This window comes from Paenibacillus sp. GM2FR, assembly GCF_002803325.1.
In the GTDB taxonomy this organism is placed as follows: Bacteria; Bacillota; Bacilli; order Paenibacillales; family Paenibacillaceae; genus Paenibacillus_AQ; species Paenibacillus_AQ lautus.
This window is the reverse complement of the sequence record NZ_MKZM01000010.1, coordinates 321,659-345,487: the sequence shown is the minus strand read 5'-3', so window position 1 is coordinate 345,487 and position 23,829 is coordinate 321,659. Positions and strand designations below refer to the sequence as shown.

The 23,829-nt window shown below is 53.6% G+C and carries 14 protein-coding genes; 3 read left to right on the top strand and 11 right to left on the bottom strand.

From position 1 onward, the window contains the following. The first annotated feature begins 94 nt into the window (after positions 1 to 94). On the top strand, positions 95 to 1,510 hold the full coding sequence (pyk, locus tag PAEVO_RS26630; RefSeq protein WP_100540513.1) for a pyruvate kinase: 1,416 nt from the start codon (positions 95 to 97) through the stop codon (positions 1,508 to 1,510). Between the two features lie 148 nt (positions 1,511 to 1,658). Then, positions 1,659 to 2,876, top strand: a complete 1,218-nt coding sequence (locus PAEVO_RS26625; RefSeq protein ID WP_100540512.1) for an L-dopachrome tautomerase-related protein — start codon at positions 1,659 to 1,661, stop codon at positions 2,874 to 2,876. Between the two features lie 215 nt (positions 2,877 to 3,091). On the opposite strand, the gene PAEVO_RS26620 is transcribed toward PAEVO_RS26625, so the two are convergent. The 4 genes from PAEVO_RS26620 to PAEVO_RS26605 all read right to left on the bottom strand — a co-directional run bounded on the left by PAEVO_RS26620 (position 3,092) and on the right by PAEVO_RS26605 (position 11,156). Next, the gene (locus PAEVO_RS26620; RefSeq protein WP_100540511.1) at positions 3,092 to 4,054 is read right to left on the bottom strand and encodes a phosphotransferase enzyme family protein; all 963 of its coding nucleotides are present in this window, start codon (positions 4,052 to 4,054) and stop codon (positions 3,092 to 3,094) included. Between the two features lie 262 nt (positions 4,055 to 4,316). Continuing rightward, positions 4,317 to 5,282, bottom strand: a complete 966-nt coding sequence (gene msrA / locus PAEVO_RS26615) for a peptide-methionine (S)-S-oxide reductase MsrA (RefSeq protein WP_100540510.1) — start codon at positions 5,280 to 5,282, stop codon at positions 4,317 to 4,319. Between the two features lie 423 nt (positions 5,283 to 5,705). Then, complete coding sequence (locus tag PAEVO_RS26610; protein WP_100540509.1) at positions 5,706 to 8,303, bottom strand: glycoside hydrolase family 95 protein; 2,598 nt, start codon at positions 8,301 to 8,303, stop codon at positions 5,706 to 5,708. A 72-nt stretch (positions 8,304 to 8,375) separates the two neighbouring features. Next, positions 8,376 to 11,156, bottom strand: a complete 2,781-nt coding sequence (locus tag PAEVO_RS26605; protein WP_100540508.1) for a discoidin domain-containing protein — start codon at positions 11,154 to 11,156, stop codon at positions 8,376 to 8,378. Positions 11,157 to 11,440: 284 nt separating this feature from the next. On the opposite strand from PAEVO_RS26605, the gene PAEVO_RS26600 reads away from it, so the two are divergent. Then, positions 11,441 to 13,273 carry a glycoside hydrolase family 97 protein gene (locus PAEVO_RS26600; protein ID WP_165789765.1) on the top strand — a complete coding sequence of 611 codons (1,833 nt, stop codon included), beginning with the start codon at positions 11,441 to 11,443 and terminating at the stop codon, positions 13,271 to 13,273. Between the two features lie 94 nt (positions 13,274 to 13,367). On the opposite strand, the gene PAEVO_RS26595 is transcribed toward PAEVO_RS26600, so the two are convergent. The 7 genes from PAEVO_RS26595 to PAEVO_RS26565 all read right to left on the bottom strand — a co-directional run bounded on the left by PAEVO_RS26595 (position 13,368) and on the right by PAEVO_RS26565 (position 23,633). Continuing rightward, on the bottom strand, positions 13,368 to 15,209 hold the full coding sequence (locus tag PAEVO_RS26595; RefSeq protein WP_100540506.1) for a cache domain-containing sensor histidine kinase: 1,842 nt from the start codon (positions 15,207 to 15,209) through the stop codon (positions 13,368 to 13,370). After that, a complete protein-coding gene (locus tag PAEVO_RS26590) occupies positions 15,206 to 16,231 on the bottom strand; it encodes a response regulator transcription factor (protein WP_100540505.1) in 1,026 nt (341 codons plus the stop codon). The genes PAEVO_RS26595 and PAEVO_RS26590 overlap by 4 nt, the downstream gene beginning before the upstream one ends. Before the next feature lie 213 nt (positions 16,232 to 16,444). Further along, on the bottom strand, positions 16,445 to 18,025 hold the full coding sequence (locus PAEVO_RS26585; RefSeq protein ID WP_100540504.1) for an extracellular solute-binding protein: 1,581 nt from the start codon (positions 18,023 to 18,025) through the stop codon (positions 16,445 to 16,447). Positions 18,026 to 18,165: 140 nt separating this feature from the next. Beyond that, the gene (locus tag PAEVO_RS26580; RefSeq protein ID WP_100540503.1) at positions 18,166 to 19,038 is read right to left on the bottom strand and encodes a carbohydrate ABC transporter permease; all 873 of its coding nucleotides are present in this window, start codon (positions 19,036 to 19,038) and stop codon (positions 18,166 to 18,168) included. Between the two features lie 17 nt (positions 19,039 to 19,055). Continuing rightward, complete coding sequence (locus PAEVO_RS26575; RefSeq protein ID WP_100540843.1) at positions 19,056 to 20,006, bottom strand: ABC transporter permease; 951 nt, start codon at positions 20,004 to 20,006, stop codon at positions 19,056 to 19,058. A 773-nt stretch (positions 20,007 to 20,779) separates the two neighbouring features. Next, entirely contained in the window at positions 20,780 to 21,814 is a 1,035-nt protein-coding gene (locus PAEVO_RS26570) for a glycoside hydrolase family protein (protein ID WP_100540502.1), read from the bottom strand. 7 nt (positions 21,815 to 21,821) lie between these two features. Further along, complete coding sequence (locus tag PAEVO_RS26565) at positions 21,822 to 23,633, bottom strand: alpha-L-fucosidase (protein WP_100540501.1); 1,812 nt, start codon at positions 23,631 to 23,633, stop codon at positions 21,822 to 21,824. Positions 23,634 to 23,829: the final 196 nt, after the last annotated feature.

Here is a 23,829-nt window from a genome sequence, read left to right as displayed (position 1 = left end):
AGACAGGCTACAATGTGATCATTAGGGAGTTTGAATAAAGCTCGAATGCTGTAAAAAAATGAAGAGTGCAACTACAAAGGAGGAACAAACAGCCATGCTAAAAACAAAAATTATTTGTACGATGGGACCCGCGTGCGATTCCATCGAGCTGTTAAAGAACATGATTCAGGAGGGTATGACGGTCGCCCGATTGAATATGGCACATGGCGAGCCGGAGGATCACGTGACCCGCATTCGGAATGTTCGCCAAGCCGCATCCGAATTAAACACGTATGTACCCATCATGATGGACATTAAAGGACCCGAAGTACGGATCGGCAAGCTGAAAGAGGCTTCCTGCACGCTAAAGCCAGGTGAGGAGCTGATCCTGACTACCGAAGAAATTCTGGGCGATGCACAACGCATCTCGGTCAATTATGCCGAATTAAATCTAGTGGTTAAGCCGGGCGACCGTATCTTGATCGATGACGGCCTCGTGGACCTGAACGTTATTCGCGTCGACGGACCGGACATTCTTTGCAAAATCATCAGCGGCGGCGTCCTCAAACCGCGCAAAGGCGTCAACCTGCCTGGGATCAAAACGACGCTGCCCGGGGTTACCGAACGCGACGTCATGCATATCGGGTTCGGACTGGAGAACAACATTGAGATCATTGCCGCTTCTTTCGTGCGCCATGGCGATAATATCCGGGAAATTCGCAGCATCCTGAAGGAACGCGGCGCGGAGCATGTACAGATCATCTCCAAGATCGAAAACGGAGAGGGCATGGAGAACCTCGACGACATCATTAAAGCATCCGACGGAATCATGGTTGCCCGCGGCGACCTTGGCGTCGAAGTGCCGATCGAAGAAGTGCCGATGATGCAAAAAGAAATGATCGATAAATGCAACCTGGCCGGCAAACCGGTCATCGTGGCCACGCACATGCTGGAATCGATGCAAGTCAATCCCCGTCCAACCCGCTCCGAGGTGAGCGACGTGGCTAATGCCGTGATCCAGGGCGCTGACGTTGTCATGCTCTCGGGCGAATCCGCTGCAGGCAAATATCCGGTGGAATCCGTGCGTACGATGGCGGCAGTCGCTCGCCGGGCCGAAACGATGATCGATTATAAAGATCAATTCGCTTTCAAATCCAGACAGCAAGTAGCCGATATTACCGAGGTTATTAGTCAGGGTGCGGTTAGCTCCTCCCTCGTGCTGAATGCCAAAGCTATCATTACGGCAACGGAGAGCGGATTTACGGCGCGGATGATTTCGAAGTATCGGCCAAAAGCACCGATTATCGCGGTCACGCAGCATGAAGAAGTGCTGGCCAAGATCTGCTTGCTCTCCGGTGTCATTCCGGTAAAAGGCGACAAAGTCACAACGACGGACGAAATGTTCGAATCCGCGACCCGCAATGCCATCAAGACAGGTTACATCGAAAAAGGCGACATTATCGTATTATCTGCCGGCGTGCCGATCGGTCAATCCGGTAACACGAATCTGATTAAGGTTCTGCAAGTGTAACAGGCAATCTGAAACAAGACCTCTCTCGTAAATATATTCGGCGCCAATCCATCTCTCTGGGCATATAACTAACTCAGAGGACTACGCGCGAAGGATACACTTCGCTGCCGTAATGGATGAACCGAGCATGTGATCGGGAGGTCTTGAAATGGTTGTACCGCATTATTCCATGGGGGGCCAGTGGCAGAAGCCTGCCGCCCCTCATTGCAAGCAAGTCCATGGCTATACAAGTCCGTACCAGATGCTCTTCCACTGGAACCGCCTGGACTGGAACTTCCCAAATCCTGCAATGAAGCAGCGATTCGAGGAGCATCAGCATTGGAAGCACTGCATGCCCGCAGGCATCAAAGTAGACCGGCAGGGACGCTTCTACGTATCGGTTCCGCGCTGGGCGGAAGGCATTCCCGCTACGCTGAATACCATTGTGATGGTGAACGGCAAGCCTGTGCTGGAGGCTTTTCCAAGCTGGGAGTGGAATACGCCGGGAGATGTGCGGATGCTGCAATCCGTCCTTGGTTACGAGATCGATGAACATCATCGGATGTGGATTCTGGATCAAGGAAAAATCGCATATGATACTTCCCCCGAGGGCTCGCAAAAGCTGGTCATCTGGGATCTGAGCGCTAACCGCCTGCTCGATTCCATTATCATTCCGGATGATATCGCCCCGCCCCGTACGTCGTTTCTAAACGACATCGTGGTAGATAACCGAAACGGTTATGCCTATATTACCGATTCGGGCTCCGGCTGGCCGGACCATCCGCTTTATGGGGGAATCATCGTCTACAATATGAGAACAAAGGAATTTCGTCGCGTCCTTGACAGTCATTACAGTACGCAGGACGTGCCCCGTTTCCGGTTTGAGATCGATACCGAGCCGGTATACCGCAGCAAGCCGATTCGGGTCGGCGCCGATGGCATAGCACTATCCGCGGATCGCGGAACGCTATTCTACTGCCAGGTAACGGGACGCAATCTGTACGCTATCGATACAGGGCTGCTGCGGAATTTCAATATTCCCGATGCGATCATCCGGGATTCCGTTCAGACCTTGGGCAGCAAAGGAACGACAACCGACGGCATGCATGCCGACAATAAAGGCCATGTGTTCTACACCATGCTCGAAGGCAAAGGGATCGGTTACTATTCACCGTACACCCGCTCGTTCAACAAGCTGCTGTCCGATGACAGAATGCTGTGGGTAGACGGAGTGGCTTTTGACCAATGCGGCTCGATCATCTTCAACAATAACCGCCTGCACCGCATGTTCGAGGAGCCGCAGAACATCGACTGGGACGATCCTTACAATCTCATTGTATGGAGAGCCTACCTCGGGCCGGATGTGAAATCGTATTTGTATGGTTGACGTTTAAGAAAAAAGGGTTAGGCAGATCGGGCACTCATGCCCTCTGCCTAACCTTTTTGTTATATAGCTGCAATGCCTGGCCGGAGCGGCCGCAATATCGTGTCCCTACTGGCGACACGGTCACGTAAGCCTCGCAGTCGATGACCAGCGTAAGCGATGTGCTTATCCGGCTCGATCATCCCAAAGCGACTGTCTCCTTCACTACTTTCGGACCTTTACCACGGCTTCCTAAACCCCTGCCTATCGTTCTCGCAGTAGCGCAGCAGCTTCATCCGTAGCCCCTCATACCAAGGGGGAACATCCGTCAAATCGCTGTCCTCCAGGGAACGCAGCACTCTGGCAAATCCGTACAGCCGACCGAATCGGCGAAATCTTGGAAACTCGCCCTCCAACTCGTGATCCAAACTGCGGATGGAACGATACCCTCTCAGGAAAGCCCGTTTCTCATCCTCCGACTCGGTATCCGCAAGAGCCGTCACGATATCCATCGCAAACCAGTGGTACATGGCATCGTCAAAATCGATCACGCGGAACGAGTGTTCCTTTGCTTCATAAAAGATATTATCCAACTGAAAGTCATAATGGATTAGGCCATACGTCTGTCTCGACGATGGCATGAATTGCAGCCAGAGGCTAACCCGGTGAAGCTCCTCTACAGCATCCTGCTCCTCGGGATGCCGCTGCAGCACCTGATCGATCATGCGCAAGATGTCCTCTGCGCTTTTTCGCTTTACGGTCCCCGGTTCATATTCGCTAGAAAGCGTATGCAGCCTCGCGAGCGATTTTCCCCAATCCTTGCACTGGGTCGCCGTGAGATTGCCATCTAATGCAATCCCTGCAGCAGCGGAAAACACAACGCCGTGATAATGCCCCTCGGGCGCCTGAACCGTTTCGATCCAATTGCCGTCTACGGACGAAACCGGCGTGACGCAAGGGTATCCGTTCTTTATCAGATACCGCATGAATTCCAGCTCGGCCGTCATCTGCTCGACCGTGCTCTCCTCTTCATAATTAAACCTGAGGAAATGTCGCTCTCCATCACTCTCAAAAACATACACAAAGTTGGAGCTGGCCCGCCAGAATTTCAGCGTTCCTTCGTCAAACTCCCAGTTGCGGATGAGCTCGCGTGCTACAGCATCTCCGCGAACACCACGAACCATCGTCGTTAACTTCATCATCTACTCTTTTTCCTCCCACTACAGCCTAAAGAGGACTTCACTTCAACTTAAGTAACAAGCCCTCTCATCTGTACACCATTGTGAATATGAATCGTATTCAACAACGTCACCCCTTTCCGCACTAGACGCAAGCATGAGTCTTGCCTAATAGGTATTGTACCGGAGCCATATGTGGAGTGGATGGGAGAGAATAAGTATAGGGGAAGTTTACGAAGAACATGGGGAGCGACATATTGACGAAAACGGTATCTGCCGGCTTGCTCTACTCAAACAGCCGCGCGAATTCACCGTACCCTTCCCGAACCATCTCCTCCTCCGGCACAAAACGCAGCGCCGCAGAGTTTATCTGATAATGCAAACCGCCAGGCGGAGGCCCGTCATGGTACAGGTGACCGAGGTAAGAGCCGGACAATCTGCCATAGAGCGAAGTGCGTACCTTGCCGCCGCGAAGATCTCCTTTTTTGCTGATATATCCCTCATGCAGAGGTTTCATAAAAGCCGGCAATCCCGTTCGGGCGTCATATTGGTCGGTTGAGCTGAATAACGGGTCTCCGTTCACCACGTCCACGTAAATCCCCCGGCTTGTGTTATTCCAATACGTATTATCATAAGCAGGCTCATCCAAGCCTTCTTGTGTCACTGCATACTGGAGCGCAGTAAGACGTCCCTCCAGTTCTGCCTTGTCCTGCTTCCGATTCCAATGCCGCTCGGCAAAAGAAGCTCGGCCGGAGCCCTCATAATACCGGTTGTAGTCATAACGATGGGTATTATAGTAATTCTGGTGAAGATCCTCTGCGGGATAGAAGGGTCCTGCCGGCAGGATCGGTGTCACGATCTTTCCCTTGAACCGCCCGCTTTGCTGCAGATCTCGCTTGGAGGCTTCCGCCTGCACGCGCTGCTCTTCATGATGAACAAAAATCGCGGTCCGGTACGACGCCCCGCGGTCCATGAACTGGCCTCCCGCATCCGTTGGATCAATCAGGCGCCAGTAGATGTCCAGGAGCCTTGTGTACGGGAATACATCCGGTTCAAACCGGATTTGCACAGCTTCGTAATGACCCGTCGTCTCCGTTCCCACTTCCTCATAGGTTGGATCCTCCGTATGGCCGCCCGTGTAACCCGAAACCAAGGAAAGGATACCGGGAAGCTCGTCAAACGGCTTAACCATGCACCAGAAACACCCGCCCGCAAACGTCGCCAATTGCGTCTTTCCACTTGCCTGATTCAAGGCAGTCCCCCCTTTCATGTTTGTCTATTTCATTATGATACTAGTGTAGTCTTGAGGACTCAATCGCAGCAAGTATCATAACTTTTCACTAGTATTTTGTGCAATCGATCCGTTATTGAGGTCTAGAAAGGGGTATGATAAGATAAGAATAGCAATAAGGAGCAGCCGGCCTATGGCTACTCCTTTGTACAAACATCTTGAGTAGGATTTCTCCTCCAAGATCAAGTCAGGAATGAGAAAGTAACCCACTTAGGCGCCAACCTTAGGAGTGGGTTACTTTCGTCGTTTATCGATGTAAGTCAGCAATGCCAGCAGGAAAATCCCGAAGGTTATCACTTCACCGAACGAAACGTTCATCGCACAACCTCCTTTACAGAGGAGTGCGCCCACTCAAGGTGTGTATGTACAATCCAAATTATAACATTATATTTGCTCCCTCACAGACCTTCCCCAGCTACAGCTGGCACCCTGCTGCTGCATCAAGAACGAGTAGCAATACGCTCCTCCGGATATCGTGGTACTCGTCAGCATAACCTCTCCAAGCCGTTTCTCCTCTATGAGGACAAGCGATGAACGGGACCATAGCCTGCATTCGCCCGCCCTATCGGCGCGAATCTTCACCTCGGTCAGTTCACCTTCCTCCCAGCACATGTCGACAACAAAGCCGCCGCGGGCACGAAGGCCCTTCACCTCACCGCTGCTCCACTGCGAGGGCAGGGCCGGGAGCAGCCTTAACTCTCCCGAATGCGACTGCAGCAGCATTTCGGCAACGCCGGCAATCCCGCCGAAATTACCGTCGATTTGAAAAGGCGGGTGGCAATCCAATAGATTCGGATAAGTTGAAGAAGCCAGCAAATTCACAAGATGCTCGTGCGCTTCCGCGCCCCGCTGCAGCCTGGCATAATAATTGATGATCCAGGCCCGGCTCCAGCCGGTATGGCCGCCGCCATTCGCAAGTCGTCGCCCCAAGGTCTTGTTCGCTGCCTCGGCAAGCTCAGGTGACTGAACGGGATCAATTTGCTCTCCCGGATACAGGGCGAACAGCTGCGAGATGTGCCGGTGTCCGGGATCGGCCTCCTCGTAATCATCCAGCCACTCCATGATCCCACCATGCCTTCCAATCCGCGGTACCGGAATTTCTTGCAGCGCCGTTTGAAGCTCTTCAAGGAAAGTGTCCTCATCTCCGACAAGCTGACCTGCCTCCAGACAGGCCCGAAACAAGGCCGTCGCAATCTGCGCGTCCATAGCGGGTCCCATGCAGAGGCTGCCGACGGCTCCGTTCGGAAGCACAAATCGGTTCTCCGGCGAAACGGAAGGACCGGTTATTCGTCTGCCTTCCTCATCCACGGTCATATAATCCAGCAGGAATATCGCCGCTTCCTTCATAACCGGATACGCTCGTTCCTGCAGGAAATCCGCATCCCCGCCAAACCGGTAATGCTCCCATAGATGAAGGCACAGCCAGGCGGCTCCCATCGGCCATACGGTACAGGTCATCAATATTCCTTCAGGCCGGGTCTCTCCCCAGAGATTGGTATTGTGATGCGCTGCGAAGCCACGGCAGCCATACATCTCGCGAGCCGTGTCCCGGCCATTCGGGAGCATGCGGTGAATCAGGTCAAACAGCGGCTCGTGGCATTCCGCCAGGCCCAGCAGCTCTGCCGGCCAATAGTTCATCTGAATATTCACATTGATTGTATACTTCGACTCCCAGGGCGGGGTGAAGCTGTCATTCCATATGCCCTGCAGGTTCGCTGCGAGAGATCCGGGTCTGGAGCAGGAGATGAGCAAATAGCGCCCGTACTGTACGTACAGGGCAATCAATTCGGGATCGCTCTTCTCCGCAGAGGCACCTTCCGTCTTCACTCTATCCTTCAGCAGATTCAGCCGCTGATCGGTAGACAGGGATGATAAATCGTCTTCCGCTCGGTTCGAAGTTTCAACTTGATCTGAACCGAAGAGTCGGTCCTGCCCATTCGGAATGATATTTCCACTTTCGGTTAAGCCCGCTCTATTCACATCTTTCTTACTGGAACCGAGAGTTAGCGAGAAGCGTTCAAACTTCTGCCGATATTCCTCCAAATGACGGCTTTCCAGCTGTTCGAACGACATGCCTGCCGCACGATCCAGCTGTTCGAGACATGCCTGGCCCGGCTGCTGACACCGAAAGGTCGTCTGGGCTGACAGCAGCAGCGTAACGGAATCCGCCCCTTCAACCGAGAGGAAATCACCGATGGTTCGTACGTTACCTCCCTCAGCGACAGCACGCAGCGCCGTGCAGAAGGAGATGCCGTCCGCGCCGCATTCGCCCTTCATCAGCAAGGTATCGTGCCCTAACGACTCCGTTCCGCTGTCAAAAGGACGTCGCATCAGGTTCGCCGCAAACGTCAACGCCCCCGGCCGATCGGCAAACAGGCGAACAACCATCACGCCATCCGGCGCACTGGCAAAATACTGCCTGCGATAGCCTATGCCGCGCGAAGAATAGGATACGGTCACCATGGACCGCTCCAAATCCAGCTCTCGCTCGTAATGCTCCACCGCTTCCTCCGCACCCAAGAACTGGAGCAGCAGATCGCCCAGCGGCTGGTAGGGCTGCTCGTATTTCGGGGATGAAGTCATCGCCATCCGTGCCAAATGCTCGGCCTCGGCCTGACGTCCATCCCGCAGCATCTGCCTGATCTCGCTCAAATATTCGGTGGCGTCCGGGTTGGCTCCCCTTCCCGGACCACCATACCAGAGGGAATCTTCGTTGAGCTGCACCCGCTCAAGCGAGGTCCTGCCAAAAACCATGCCGCCCAAGCGCCCATTCCCGATGGGCAATGCCTCATTCCACTCCGCAGCCGGGGAAGCGTACCATAACCGCAAACGCCGACTTTCAGATGTGTCAGGCTGCCGCCATGCGGTTTTATCACCTACCGCTTCGAACTTGCCGTACTGCCCTGCACGATCAAGCTCCGCATGATGTCTCCGGTGAGAACGTTCCGTATCTCTTCCTGTTATCTCCCTCTCCACCTTCATACACGTCTCCTTCTTCGCGAAGAAGGGGACGATCAGCGTTTCCCCTGATAATCCCCTGTTCGCTATATATAATTAAGGCTGCGCTGGTATATCGATCGCACCGCCGCCCACAGGCGTACGGGCCAGATTATCCACCGCTTGCTGACCCAGACGGTCCGTCAACTGCTGGACGTATAGGCTCTGGAGCGCTACATGCCGGTCGGCGTATTCCCAATAGCCGTCCTCACGCGGTCTGGAATCATAATCGTTTGGAACGAGCGGTTTCACGTTCAAACCGTCTTCCGTCGGGATGTGTCCGATGACATAGTTTTGTGCCGTTGGGGGCTTCTGCGCAACAAGCCCTCCCTCGGTATTCCACATAACGTAATTCGCTCCCGCCCAGCCATGTCCGCTGCCCAGCCATCCGCGGTCGCGGACGCTGATACGCGCACTGACGTTGTCGTACAGGCCGCCCGTGGACCAGCGGTGATGCGGCTCGCTCGTATTGTATTCGCGAGTGGCCTTATTGTCGTACATGACATTCGGTCCTTGTACGCGGCTCTCAATGACATAAGCATGACGTGAAGTTTCCGTATAATTGCGCTGCACCAGATTTAATTGCCCCTGGATGAAAAAGCTGTAACGACGACCGCCGGTAATCACGCTGACCATGTCGTACATTTCGCTGTCCTGCACGGTGACCCACTTGGCCTGCCGCCCGACCTGCACCAAGGCGTAGGAGAAATGGTAGCCGTCCACCTCGCGCACCCAGGCATTCTTTACGCTGTTCATCATAATGAAGCGCTCCGCATGTGCCTCATCGGAATAATACGGGGTATCCAGAACATCGTTATCCATCTTGGTATCGGTCTTGCTCGGATCAAAATCGGATATGGCGCGCATGTTCTCGATCCCAACCTGTTCGATTCGAGATTCATCCGTTGCCTTGAACAGCCTGCCACCGCCCCATTGACGTTCAATGGCATTCGCTAATGGAGCATCCACCGTAATCCGGTTGCCGTCGATGGCCGTAATGACGCGGTCAAAATCCAGATTGAACGGGGACCACTGCTGCGTTCCCCCGGTCCCTGGCCGCATGTAGATATGATCCATGCCGATCTCATGAATCCAGCGGTCATTACCGATTCTACGAACAATGACGGAATCGCCCACCTGATAGGCCGAGGCATTCTGCACATGGAACGATCGGGATCCTGCCGGAACGTACAAATCCTGCACGTCCGTCTCCGTCCCGTCCACAACAGCGGCACCGTTCGTTCCACCGACAACAATCAAATTTCTGGCCGTTGTTCCCGTGCCGCGGATAATGGTGCCGTCCTCACTCTTGCCTTCACCCCGCAGCACGACCCCACTGGCCTGAATGTTAAGGGAACCGCCAACCAGATATGTGCCTTTCTTCAGCAGCACCGCCCCCCGGAAACCATCTGCGTCACGCGGCAGCCGGGACACCTCATCAATCGCCGCCTGCAGCATCGCCGTATCATCCCCGCCGGTCGGCTGTACGGCAATCCTCGCCTGAACGTTAGGTAGTTTCACACCGCCACCCATATAACCGACGTTCGAGAAATCGATGATCCGGTTCCCCTTATAATCGGGGACATATACCATCCTACCGTCTTTTCCGGTATAGGCGATTTGGCTCTGACCTTCAGGAATTCCCTTCTTGGGCATGACGGTGTAAAACAAGCTGTCGAAGTAGGTTCCCCCGTCTGTGGTTTGGAAAGTCATCCGCACCTCGTACGTGCCCGGTACCTTCATCCCACCCGGAAGCGTTATCGATTGCGTTACCCCTGCCTGCAGCGCCTTCGTGCCCAGCGAACCTCTGGATTGACCGTCCTTGAACCATCTGGCGGATACGGTTCCATCCCTATTAGGAGCGATGGTTACGACTGGCAGCTCCTCGCCATCACCCAAGATCGCCGCCTTGCCAATCTGCTGGACCAACGCCTTATGCGTGAACGAGCTGAAGGCAATGTATTTCGCATCCTGGAACTCCTGATCATCCTTCACCACAATCCAGAAATCCGGTGTACGTATCCCTTGACCGTTGATGCTGGTTTCCGCATATAACCGGGTCGCTCCTACCTTGACCCCCGTTACCGAACCTTCGGAAGTCACCGCAGCGCTGGTTCCCACGGCGTGATATTGAACCTGGCCTTGAGGCAGCGAAATCCATTCCCCGTTCCCCCGTTTGCCGCGCGCCTCCACGGCAGATGTGCCTCCAATGTCCAAGGTCAGTTCCTCATTGTTGGTATAAGGGGTTCCATCCGGCTTCACGAAGGCCAGCTCCGTTACATCGGACGGAATCCCTTGATCCCCATCCTGCATATAAAGCTCCAACTCCTTTAGCTGAACATTGAGATTTCGGCTTAGCAGCAGCGTTACCCGAAAGTGGGAAGCGCTTACGGAATTAAACGTCATCACTTCCTGACCGTCCGCTCGAATGCCCCCATTTTTCGCATAGGCTCTGCTCCAAGACTCACCGTCACGGGAGTAATCGATCTCGATAGTTCCCAAATGATCTCCCCGGTTTAAATCCAGGACGACCTGGTTGAAGGACTGCTCACTCCCCAGATCCACCTGTATGTATACATTCATGTCCTCACGGTCTGTGCTCGCCGGCTGCCAGTAGGTATCACGGCTGCCGTCAACGGCTTTCCCTGCTTCACGCCCGCTGATCTCGGAACTGGCCGTCGCCTGCTTATTCCATGCCAGGTTGACCCGCTCCATTACATCCGGAGCGGCCGTTTCCCCCTGTATTGGCCGATTGCCGAACGAAAACAGCAGAATACCCAGCAGCAGTATGAACCCTCCTCTTCTTACCTGCCTGTTACGCTTGCGTACCTGTCTCATCAATCATCACCCATCCTTTGTCATAAGTAGTGATTACGATCCACCCGCGATTACAGGTGCCCTCCTTTCAAACGCCTCTTGATATGCTTCTATGATAAAACAGCGGCTGCTCGCCGGACCATGCCGTAACTTGCGGAATGGCCGTGTTTTTTTATGGTGTAACACAACGTAAGAAAACACAACCCGGAGCGAACGGAGCCGTATGCTAAGCCTTTGCATTGTCCGTTACAATGAGGCTGCAATGGATACGTCATTCTTGTAGCGACAAGGAAGGAGTTTCGTTTATGGATCATGAGCTATCCCAGTCTCTGTCAGCGCCGTTTCATGCACAGCTTCATTCACCTGACGGGAATCTGCATATCACACTGGAACAGGAGCCTAACGGCCCCCTTTTTTACACGGTGATGAACAACCGGTATCGCGTTCTTGAAAGGTCGCCGCTCGGGCTGATCACCGACCAATACAAACTTCAACAAGGCATACGTATACAAGGGGTGGAGCACAACACAATCACAGAGCGTTACGAGCTTGTAACCGGTAAGCAAAAATCGCAGTCTTACGAAGCAAACGAATTAGTGCTTCTGACTTCGGTAGAGAATCATCAGGTGAGAATCCGTTTCCGCGCTTTTCATGACGGCGTCGCATACCGGTATGAGCTGCAAGGAGAAGGGGATATTCGTTTCGAGAACGAGCTCTCCGGCTTCCATCTGCCGGAGGACCGGATGCTCAACGTCTGGGCTCAGCCGTTCATGCGGTGTTATGAACGAACCTATGACCATGCCATGCCGGATCATCTTCGGGGAAGGCATTTCGGTTTCCCGCTGCTGGTCCAATCGGCAGAGGATCATTGGCTGCTGCTGACTGAAGCAGCCGTGGACGGGAGGTATGGCGCCAGTCATCTCGCAGCGGATGAGCAAGACGGCCGGAAGCTCCGCATCGCTTACGCCCCGGATCAGGAAACGCCGATTGCCGCCAAGCTTCCGCTCTCGACGCCCTGGCGTGTCATGATCATCGGGTCGCTCAGGGATCTGGTGTCTTCATCGCTAACGACTCACTTATGTCCCCCACCCGTGCTGCAAGACACCTCTTGGATCTCTCCCGGCAGAGCGGCCTGGTCCTGGTACGCGGAAGGCGATTCCTGCGGGGATATGGAAATTCAACGGCAGCATGTGGATTTTGCCGCCGAGATGGGATGGGAATACAGCGTCGTGGACGGCGGCTGGGAGGGTGTGCTGGATGCGCCTCAGCTCATCCATTACGCGAAGGCGCGCGGCGTCGGCATCTGGCTGTGGACGCATTATAAAGGGCTGAACACGGAGGAACTCCGTGAAGAGAAATTACGCCTGTGGGCATCTTGGGGCGCCGTTGGCATCAAGGTCGACTTCTTCGACAGCGACAATCAAGAGACGCTCCAGGTCTATGATGCCATTGCGGAATCCGCTGCCAGGCATCGGCTGATGGTCAATTTTCATGGTTCCACCAAACCAAGCGGCGAGCACCGGACATGGCCTCACGTGATGACAAGAGAAGGCGTTTACGGTGCGGAATACTACCGGGCACAGAGTGAAGGGCCTAATGCGGTTCATCTCTGTACCTTGCCGTTTACGCGGAACGTGATCGGGTCCATGGACTTTACGCCGGTTACGTTCAGCAGGCGGACCACGACAACCCAAGGGCTTCAGTTGGCCCTGGCCATCCTCTTTGAATCCGGCATCCAGCATTATGCGGATGCGATATCAGTCTTCGCCGATCATCCGGGCATGCCGCTGCTGGCCGCTGTTCCGGCCGTCTGGGATGAGACGCGGCTGCTGGAAGGTTATCCGGGCCGATTCGTTACGATAGCAAGACGATCAGGTGTCGAATGGTTTGTCACCTCCATTTGCGCCGCCGGAGGACGAGACGTCCATATCCCGCTGGATTTCCTTGAAGATAATACGGCATACCGAGCGGTGATCTATCGGGAACAAGCGGAAGCGGACGAATATCGATATCGTTCCGTTCTTCCTCCCATTGAGGTTCACACGGAAACGCGCTGCGCCAAGGATACCATCAAGATCCGTCTCAAGGTGTACGGCGGCGTATCCATCCATCTGACGCCGCAAGCGGAGAACAAGTAAGTCTTGGGAGATAAGAAGGGGAAGCCTCAGAAGTTTATACCTATTACTTCAAAAAGTACAAGGCCTGACCTCCAATACGGAGACAGGCCTTGTGCTAAACACGCGGCGGACACGGCATGACCATGCGGATGGTGGTTCCCGTTCTCTCGCCTGCCGAGGTTACACGAAGTCCGTAACTCTCACCGAATACCAGCTGAATCCGCCGATGCACATTCAGCAGCCCGATGCCTCCGGTACCGCTAAGGTTTAGGGAAGATTCAGGCGAGTGATTCACGTGGTCGTACTCATAGGATAACCGTGCCGCAACCTCGCGCAGCTGTTCATCGGTCATGCCGATGCCGTTGTCCGTCACGCTGACCCAGAAGGAATTTTCATCGCACCCGGCAGCGATGATGATGTGCTGCGAGGCCTCGATGCCGTCCGGAAAGGCATGCTGGAATGCATTTTCAATCAAGGGCTGGAGCGTCAACCGCACCATTTTGTACAGGAGCAGCTCATGGGGAACCTCAACCCGAAGATCAAACTCCAGATCGTGCCGATGCTTCATGATCGTCATGTAGTTCAAAACGTGCTTGAGCTCATTGGCGACCGTGATCTCCTCCAGCGACGTCAGCAAGGAGTACCGCATCATAAAACCTAGTGAGGACACCATTTCGGTAATCTCCGACGAGCCTTCGACCTCGGCATAACACACGATGGTCTCCAGCGTGTTGTACATGAAATGCGGATTGATCTGGAGCTGAAGCGCCTGGAACTCGGCTTTTTGCCGTTCGATAATCGTCTTCTGCTGCTGCAGCTCGGTCTCGTATACCCGCTCGATTAGCTCCGACAATCGGGTCACCATCAGATTATACCGCTGCATCATTTCCGTCAGCTCGTCCTCGCGTTTAGGAAGCTCCAAGGGAATCCACCGCCCCTGCTCCGTCTGGCGCATCCCGCGGATAATCGTCTGGATGGGCTGGGTAATGGAACGAGTGAAACGGTAAGCAAGCAGACAAGCTGCAATGAGACTGATCAAGCCGATCGTCCAGACCGTAGAACGAATGCTGGCTATCGGTTTGCGCCACTCCTCCAGCGGCAACGAAGCAACCAGACGCCATCCGGAATAGGGAGACATCCGCGACATGAACACTCTCTGCTCTCCATCGGCCGTCGTATATTTGAAGGATTCCTCGTCTGCGCCCATGATGGCGGCCGTCAGCTTCGGATCCTCGGCCGGCGACGAGGCGTTATGCTCCAGTCCCTCCGGCTGGTAGACGACATGGCCGCTGGCATCCGCGATATAGAAGTATCCGCGTTCGCCCAGATCAATTCCCTTCCAGAGAGAGGATAACTCCTGGGAACGCACTTCCATGGCTAGCACGCCTTTTTCCGCTGTGGAGGATAAGCCCTTGATCAGTCTCGTCATGCGTACCACACTGCCGCTACGTCCAGGTATAATACTCTCCGTATGAATCATGAGACCGCTTTCATCTTTTGTGGTATTGCGGAGGTCTTTCAGCTGCTTCGCCTTCTCCTCTGCACTGAATACCGGTGCCGTAAAATCAGAACCGAAGCTATACGTGGCATTTCCGTTGTAAGACAGGAGATACATGGTCAGCAGCTCGGGCCCCCGGTCCATGAGGGGACGGAATACCGTATCCTTGATCGTGGAGCTGATGTGATAATACTCGTAATGATCCGCCGGGTTAGGCAAATCTACGAATTTCTTCAATTCCCGGTTGGTCAATAAGGAGATCATCGTACGGTCGTAGGATTTAATGTACAGATCGGTATGGTTTAAGGCATTCTGCACGATTTGCGACATATGCCGGTCCAGCTGGCGATCCAGCTCAGCTGATGAGCGCGTGTAGGTAACGATGCCGATCAACAAGGAAGTCAGCACAATGATGGACACAAAGTACAAAAACAATTTGCGGTACAGTTTATTTTTCATCCGTTAAAGCCCAGCATCGTCCGATATTCCGTCGGCGTATGTCCTGTTACCTTCTTGAACATTTTCGTAAAATGGGGATAATCCTCGTAACCGACGTTCGCCGCCACGTCGATGATTCGCATATGCGGCAGGGCCAGCAGCTCCTTCGCCCGCTCCATTCGCCGGTGAATCCGGTACCGGACAAACGTATCGCCCGTCATCTTCTTGAACATTGCGCTAAAATACGTCGGCGTATAACCGGCCATCTCTGCCACTTCCTCCAGGGTGATCTCCTCGGACAGATGCGTGTCGATATACGATTTCACTTCATCGAGCGGGTTCTTGAAATTCCCCCACCGCTGCGTCACCAGATCCGCGGTCATCTGCTTGACCCTTAACTCAAATTCGTTCAACAGCTGCTCCTGCACCGTGTGGTGACCGATCGGTTCAATCACCGAAACCTCCATATACCCCTTCGAGACGAGACGACGGAATATCATGCCCACTGCGTCATCCAGCAGCTGCTGGAGCTGCGGGACGCTGAGTCCCGCCGCTTGCAGATGCGCCCTCCAATCGACCAACAGCCGATCGAGCTGTTCGGTCTGCAGCATCCAGATCTCCTGCCCGATATTTTCAATCCAATCGACATAGGAAGCCAGCGAGACAATGCCTTTATTGCGGTGTTTCACAATCGCGTCAAAGGTTTGGTGCAGCACCACGCCGGTAACCGGCTTTAGCAGATAATGCTTCACCCCGTAAGCCAGACATTGCTGCGCATATTGGAATTCGCCATAACCCGATATGACGATAATTTGAATATGCCCGTACAACTCATGAAGCTCCTGACACAGCTCCAGTCCGCCCATTCGGGGCATCCGGATATCGGTCAGCAGTACATCCGGCTCGAATTCCTTGATCAGGGAGAGCGCATGCTCACCATTCACGGCCGTGTCGATGGCATCAAACTGCAGACGGTAGGTCTCCGCCATCTTGACCAGCCCTCTTCGGATTACAGGTTCGTCGTCAGCAATAAGCAACCGCATATTATTTTAGCCTCCTGTATGTAGAAGAATAAGGTATGAGGCAAACATTGAATGGAACAAGAAGGTATCCGCAGCGGATACCTGTGATGGTAAGACCGGCGGATACCTAGATTTTTCATCCTTCGCTCATTCGGGTTAAAACGCTTACATATCGGATCTATTGTACACGATATATGGAACAAACAGGAGATGCCCTACTTCCTATCTTGGATGTTATCTCGTACGGTCTACTACATTCTCCTTGTTCTTCCAGCGCTCCGTCGCTTCCTTGATGATCTCATCCCCGCCCTTGGCACGGTATTCCTCCAGCACCTTCGGCCAATCGGAGATCGGCTGCTTGCCATAGATCATCTTCACCATGCTGTCCAGGATGAATTTAGGTCCCGTATCTCCGGTCGAAGCCAGGTCCGGGAACTTGGAGAAGCTGTTCAGATTCGCCATGAACGTAATGCCGCCGCGGCCTTCATTGCTCAGCACATCGCTGAACGCCTTGATCACGTCCTGGCCATCCTCGGTAAGGGCCGTCTGCTTCTTATTATAGGTCAGCTCATGAACGAACCACAGCTGGTTGGCCCGGAAGCCCGCTTCGTCGACCTCTTGTTTGGTCACAGGCCACTTATAGTTGACATTCCCGTTCTCCATCGTGTAATTCTCGCCTTCAATCCCGAAGGAGAAGAACATATCGGCTTCCTCCGTCAGCATCCAATCCAGAAATTTAATGATTTCGATGGCTTTCTCTGTTCCCACCTTGTTATTGATATAGTACGTGGTCGATACCGAGCTGTATAAGCCGAGTCCGCCCTTGCCGTCCGGTCCGGTCGGGGATGGGTAAATATCCACCTTCATCGAAGGATCCACTTCCTTCAGCTTGGTGCGGAACCCGATCAGCCCCTCGCCGTTGGAGGCCCACATCCCGGATTTGCCGGCATTGATATTGCGTCCGTAATCCTCTTGAGAGAGCGAAGCGAAATCCTTCGGAATCAGACCCTCATCATACATCGTCTTATACGTCTGGAGCGCCTTGGTCATGTTCTCGACATCGAAAAATTTCGGTACGACCTCCCCATTCAGCTCCATGAACTGGAACGGCAGCACATCGTATGCCCCAAGGAAGGTATCCGCATATTTAAAGCCCTCACGGTACTGGTAGGGGTGCTCTACACCCAGCTTCTTAAAGGCACGCAGCATATCCAGGTACTCTTCGACGGTTTTAGGCGCTTCCTTGATACCGGCCTTCTCCATGAGATCCGTGCGAATGAATGTGGCGCGGCGCGACGGATTTTCCAGCCAGGCCGGAATGCCGTAGATTTTGCCGTTATAGGATACTTCCTCCCACGCTGCAGGAGTGACCATTTTCATCAAGTTCGGAGCATGCTCCTTGAGGAGGTCATCCAGCGGCATGAACACCCCGGCTTCCACCGAGCCCGACATGGACCCTGTTGTTGGACCTCCCCGCATATTTCCCACAACGTCCGGGATTTCGTTGCCTGCAAACATCAGACTCATCTTCTGATCAAATTCCTTGTGGGACATCAAGCGGATATCGAGATCCGTGTTCGTCATCTCCTCCAGCTTCAGCACCCATTTGTCCTTATTGATATCGGGTGACGATTCGATGTAGGTGTTGCCGCCCGTGGAGAAAGAAATCGAGAAGGACAGCTTGCTTGAGTCTGTACCTTGCTTCGTTTCTTCCGGCTTGGGACTGACAGCTCCTTCTTCCGGTTTCCCACCGCATCCCGCGAGCAGTGAGATCATCATGACGCTGATCAGTAAGACCGTCCAACTTTTTTTCATCAACCTCTCCCCTTTTTCACAAAAAATAGACAAGTGGCTCATTCATGAGGTAAGCGCTTTCGTTAAATCCATTTCATCGTAGCTCATAACCCTCATATGCAGTATTGGCGTTCTTATTATGGGATTGTGTTCTTTTACGATCAAGATTTGATCGAACCGATGAGCATGCCCTTAATAAAATATTTCTGCAGGAACGGGTAGACCAGGATGATCGGCAGCGTTGCGATCACAATCGTGGCCATTTTGATGCCCTCCGGGGACATGTTGGCCAGATTCTCAAACGTGGTGTCCATCTCTCCCATCTGATCGGTGATGACGATCTCTCTCAGACGAACCTGGAGCGGAAACAGTTGACGGCTATTGATATAGTATAGAGCGGACGAGTATGAATTCCAATGCGCAACGGCGTAAAACAATCCCATCGTCGCCATGACCGGCTTGGACAAAGGCAGCACGATGCTCGATATGATCCGCAGCTCCCCGCACCCGTCGATCCGGGCCGAATCAATGATTTCGTTCGGAAGATTCATGAAGAACGAGCGCATGATGAACAGGTTGTACGCGCTGATCGCGCCGGGAATGATCAGGGCCCATACCGTGTCCAGCATGTTCAGCGATTTAATCAGCAGATAGTTCGGAATGAGCGGCGCGCTGAAAATAAAGGTGACCAGCACGAGCATGAGGATGACCTTTCGCCCCCGATATTCATTGCGCGACAGCGGGTAGGCCAGCGAAGCCGTTGCGATCAGGTTGATCCCGGTCCCCACAACGGTCACGAATACGCTGATCATAAACGAACGCCACACCGAAGTATCGTTCAAGACGATCGCATAGTTGGAAAGCGTGAACTCCACCGGCCACAGGCCAACGTCTCCCCGCGAAATGGCCACATCGCTGCTGAGCGATTGCGCCGCAACGTGCAGGATCGGGAATATCATGGCGGCCGACACGACGGCCAGGAAGATATAGTTGAACATTTCGAATACGAATTCGCCTTTTGATCGTTTTATCATGTTTTTCGGTCACCTGCCTAATATAAGGAATTTCCAGTCGTTTTGCGGCTTATAGCGTTTCCGCCCACAATGAGCAGCAGCCCGATGAGAGATTTGAACAGCCCAATGGCCGTGGTGTAGCTGTACTGCTGTCCGAGCAGACCGACGCGGTAAATGTACGTATCCAGAATATCGCCCTTATTCTCGTTCAAGGCATTCAGGAACACAAATACCCGCTCGAACCCGAAATCGAGGAAATTGCCGATGTTCAGCAGGAACAGAATCATGATCGTGGGCAGAATCGACGGAATCGTAATCGCCAGGGTTTGGCGCCACCGGTTCGCGCCGTCTACGCGTGCAGCTTCATACAGGTCCGGATTGATCCCGGCCAGCGCTGCCAGGTAAATAATCGTTCCCCAGCCCGCTTCCTTCCAAATGCCGGAGCCGATCAGAATGCTGCGAATATAGCCTTCCTCGCCAAGGAAGTAAATCGGTTCGAGTCCCACCCACATCAGGATCTGATTGATGATGCCCGTGGTCGGAGACAGAATGCCTACCGCAATCCCCCCGATGATGACCCAGGACAGGAAGTGAGGCATGTAGATGACCGTTTGCAGCACCCGCTTGTACAGGACAAGACGAATCTCGTTCAACAGCAGGGCCAGAATAATCGGGATTGGAAAAGCGAATACGATGCTGTACATCCCGATCAGCAGGGTGTTCCAGAAGATCCGCAGAAACTCCTCGTACTGAAACATGCGGTAGAACTGATCCAGCCCCACCCATGGGCTTTCCCATATGCCTTTGAATAAGTTATACTCCTGAAAAGCCATGGCGCTCCCGAATAAAGGGACATATTTAAATACCAGAAAATAGAGGATGCCCGGAATCGAGATGAGGTATATCGCCTTGTACTTGCGAAAGCTGGATAACCATTCCCGGCTCCGCGCTGACGGTGTTAGCCGCGTGCTTGGGTTGATGTTCGCCATAAGGACCTCCCGTTGTAAGTTTTCCTTCGTATTCATCGTATAAGCGGAGGGCCTTGCCAACAATGGCGGCATTTGTTTGTCGATGTGTTTTTTTATGATTGTGTTTAAGAGGTTGTTCAAAAAGTCCGCTTTTGATAAGAAAACCTCTATCGAGGCCACTTCAAGGATGAGCGACCGCGATGCATAGGTAGGTTTTCTTGCGATATAGAATTTCATCAGTTCCACTGATAACTCATAAATTCTATATCTAACACGAAGCGAATCAGGAAGCAGCTCGGCATCGAATCTTGAATTCAGCCGGGCCAAAGGAGAAGCTTCCGAAGCATGTTTCCTGCGGAAACATTTCAGGTGCTCGTACCCAAAACAGCAGATGCTTTCGAAGGCGTTTTCTGCGAAAACGTGTAGCTCCGCTCCTGACGTCCCTAGCTTCATCCAACTGAAGCGTTTTGAAAAAACGCACATCGGAAGCATAAGCTTCGGTGCTGAAAATCGACCTTTTTGAACACGCACTTTAAGATGGGGGATTTGAGGCGGAATAGAGAAAAAAGCCCTGCTGCTAGCATGGTCTATCCGACCATGGTAAGCAGAAGGGCTTATGAGGGAAATGAACGGTGAAGTAAAACGCAGCCGTACATGAGAGCATGGGCCGCTGAGAGTAATCGGGCATTTCTCACCGCACACACTCCCAATACACGGTGCAGCATCGCATGACGGAGGGCGACCATCCGTTTCAGGTGCTGTTTATCATGCTTCGAATCGGATATGAATCGCTCTTATTCGTCGTCGTTCTCTGTAATCTCCCGAATCGGAATCGCCATATTCCAGGTCTCCGTACAATCGTAAAACCCGCGGCTCCCGTCCGAAGTCGCGGCAAACATCCAGGCCGGACGACCGTCCTCCATGAGCAAAAAAGGCCGTTCCAGGTTGCCCATCAGCCGCTCCGCACCATCATCCCACAGCACTCTGCGGGAATACACGGGTTCCCCTGGTTTGGTTGTCATCTTCCATTCTTCCCCGTTCGCTGACCACGCATGGACTCCGCTATAGCGCTCCCCACAGATGGAGCCGTCCATGTCCTTGGCAATCATTTCGTACCCGCGTGCCGTACGCCAAATGAAGGGGTCTTCAATATGAATCGCTGGAGGAAACAGCGGTTCAGGCTGACGGTTGTAAGGACCGTACACCGATTCGGCGCAGGCCAAGCCCAGCTGCATGTTGCCATAGGAATGCCCTTCATAGGGACGAGATTTATAGATAAGCTTCACCGAACCGTCCTCATGAACACAGGGGGCCGGATTAGATACCAAGAAGCTGTCAAAATGATTCGGACGCGGCAGCAGAACCGGATGATCCCTTCGAGTCCACGGGCCGGTTACGGAAGGGGCGGTCGCCACGCCGATCCGTTTGTTCGCCCTGGCTACCGCGACGAGCGGATCATTCGGAAGCAGCGGCTCCTCTTCTTCAGGCAGCGGAAACGGGAACGTCGTGCCCATATAATAAAGCACGTACGTGCCGTCCACCTTCACGATATGCGGATTGTGCACGCTGCATCCGTCCCAATAGGCCGGAGATCTGGCTCCGAGCACCGTCTCCTCGTATACGTACGGTCCGGCCGGATGGTCGGAGACCGCACGGACGATCTCCGAGGCCGCAAGCCAGCCGGGATGCATGGGCAAGGATTTCGGCCAGCGCGAAGCAAACATATGGTACCGGCCATCCTCACCCTGGATAACGCTGCCGCACCATATCCAATATCCCGGCATTCGAAAGCCTCCTGCTACCGGTGCAGGATCAAATACGATTTTCATTGATTCCTCACTCCCTCTCCATTGGCAATAGCGTAACCTTGCGCAAATTCATTAATGAATCAGAAACCAGCGATAGTCCCCGGACTTCAAGACGATGTAAGCCTGCCGAGAGAATCGTCAGTTGACCTATCTCAAATTCTCCCCAGCATCCGTCCCCACCCGTATCTTTAACGGTACAAGTCAGCTTCTGTTCATCCAGGGACAACTCAAAATGCCCCCCCGCCTGATCCGCTGCAGCGGACAAGGTGACGATCACTCGACAGTGAATCGGCATCTCTTCCTCGGAACGAAATGTCCATTGAACAGCCGCATTTGGAGCTGTCCAGCCGGTAACGCCATCATGACCGCGTTTTCCATTATCGTATCGCAGGCCATCGCCCCAGGTAACACCATCATATGCCCAGAACGTATTCGGCATCCGGGAAATAAACCTTGGAGTGAGATGCGTCTCCAGCGCTCCATCCAGCTTTAGCTTGATCACCGTCGCATAGGCGTCCTGAGGTACCGAACGCACATCAATCTGCCAGTCCCACGGCCCAAGCTGTCGGATCGGCAGGTTGTCCTCCTTCGCCTTCACTCCGATAAGCCTCGCATACTGAACTCGGCTGGCAAGACCGGGCAGGATCAAACGCCCGTCCTGCGGCCATTCTCTCACCAGCAAGTACAAGAGATTCTCATCCGGCTTCCATGTGCAATATCCCCACTGCGGCGTACCGATCGGACTGCCGCTCGTGCCGTATATCGCCTCGCCGTTCCGTTCCAGGAAGCTGCCCACCGTCTCCAGCAGGCTTCTTGACGTATCGTCAATCGTCCCGTTTCCGAGCGGCCCCACATTCAGTACCAGATTACCGTTCGTGGCTGCCACGCGCAGCAGCTGTTCGATCAATTCATCCGGACTCTTCCAATGGTCATCGTCATATCGGAACCCCCAGGAATCATTCAGCGTATGAATCGACTCCCATTCAGGCTGCACCGGATGGAACCGGAGCTGGTTATCATGCGGATTGCCGTAATCGGCAAATCGGTCATCCCGCAGTCGCTTGTTAATCAAGCAATCCGGCTGTAGCTTGCGTACCAGATCATAGAACCACACAGCGTGCTCGTCGCTGATCTTATGACCGCAATCAAACCACATCAAACCAATCGGACCGTAATCGGTAAGCAGCTCCTCTACTTGAGGAAGAGCTTTCTCATGAAGATAACGCTCGAAGCGTTCCCGCTTATCGTCATCTTCGATCCATTCCTCCAGTTGATCCCAGGCGCCGATGTTATCCGGGTAATCCAGCGTGTTCCCCTGCGAATCGGGGTGATGCCAATCCATGGCATGGGAGTAGTAGATTCCAAGGCGAATCCCCTCCGATTCGCAGGCCTCTGCAAGCTCCTTGATCGGATCCCTTGGAAAATGAGCATGACGAGTAATCGAATAATCACTGACCTTGGAATCGTACATTGCAAACCCATCATGATGCTTGGCTGTCACGATAAGATATTTTGCCCCGGACCGCTTGGCCAGCGATACCCACTCGTGCGCATCAAACGCTTCCGGGTTCATCCCGGCTGCGGCCTCCGCATACTCGGTCACCGGAATCTTTCCCCTTAACTGGATATGCTCCGCATAATTGGCATCCACCCGTTCGCCGTTCCACTTCCCGCCCAGCATCGAATAAGGCCCCCAATGCACGAAGAGCCCAAAGCGAGCTTCGCGCCACCAGGCTATCCGACGGTTACGATCATGATCATTTACCCGCTTATTGCTTATGAGAGCATCCGACCTTCCCTGCTCCAGTCCTGCCCCATCCATATATTCATCCCGCTTCATGTTTATCCCTCCTCACGATCCTCAGCGGTCCGACAGTCTAGTAACCTCCATTATAGAAGTAACGCTGGTGCAGCCTCTTTGTTTTTTTGGGTTGGGGTTGTGTTTTGTTGAGGTGTGGATCTATTTAAACGTCAAACCAACAGACCAGTCATGACCGGCCTGTTGGTTTTTTGCAGATTGTTTAAGCTCTAACGCT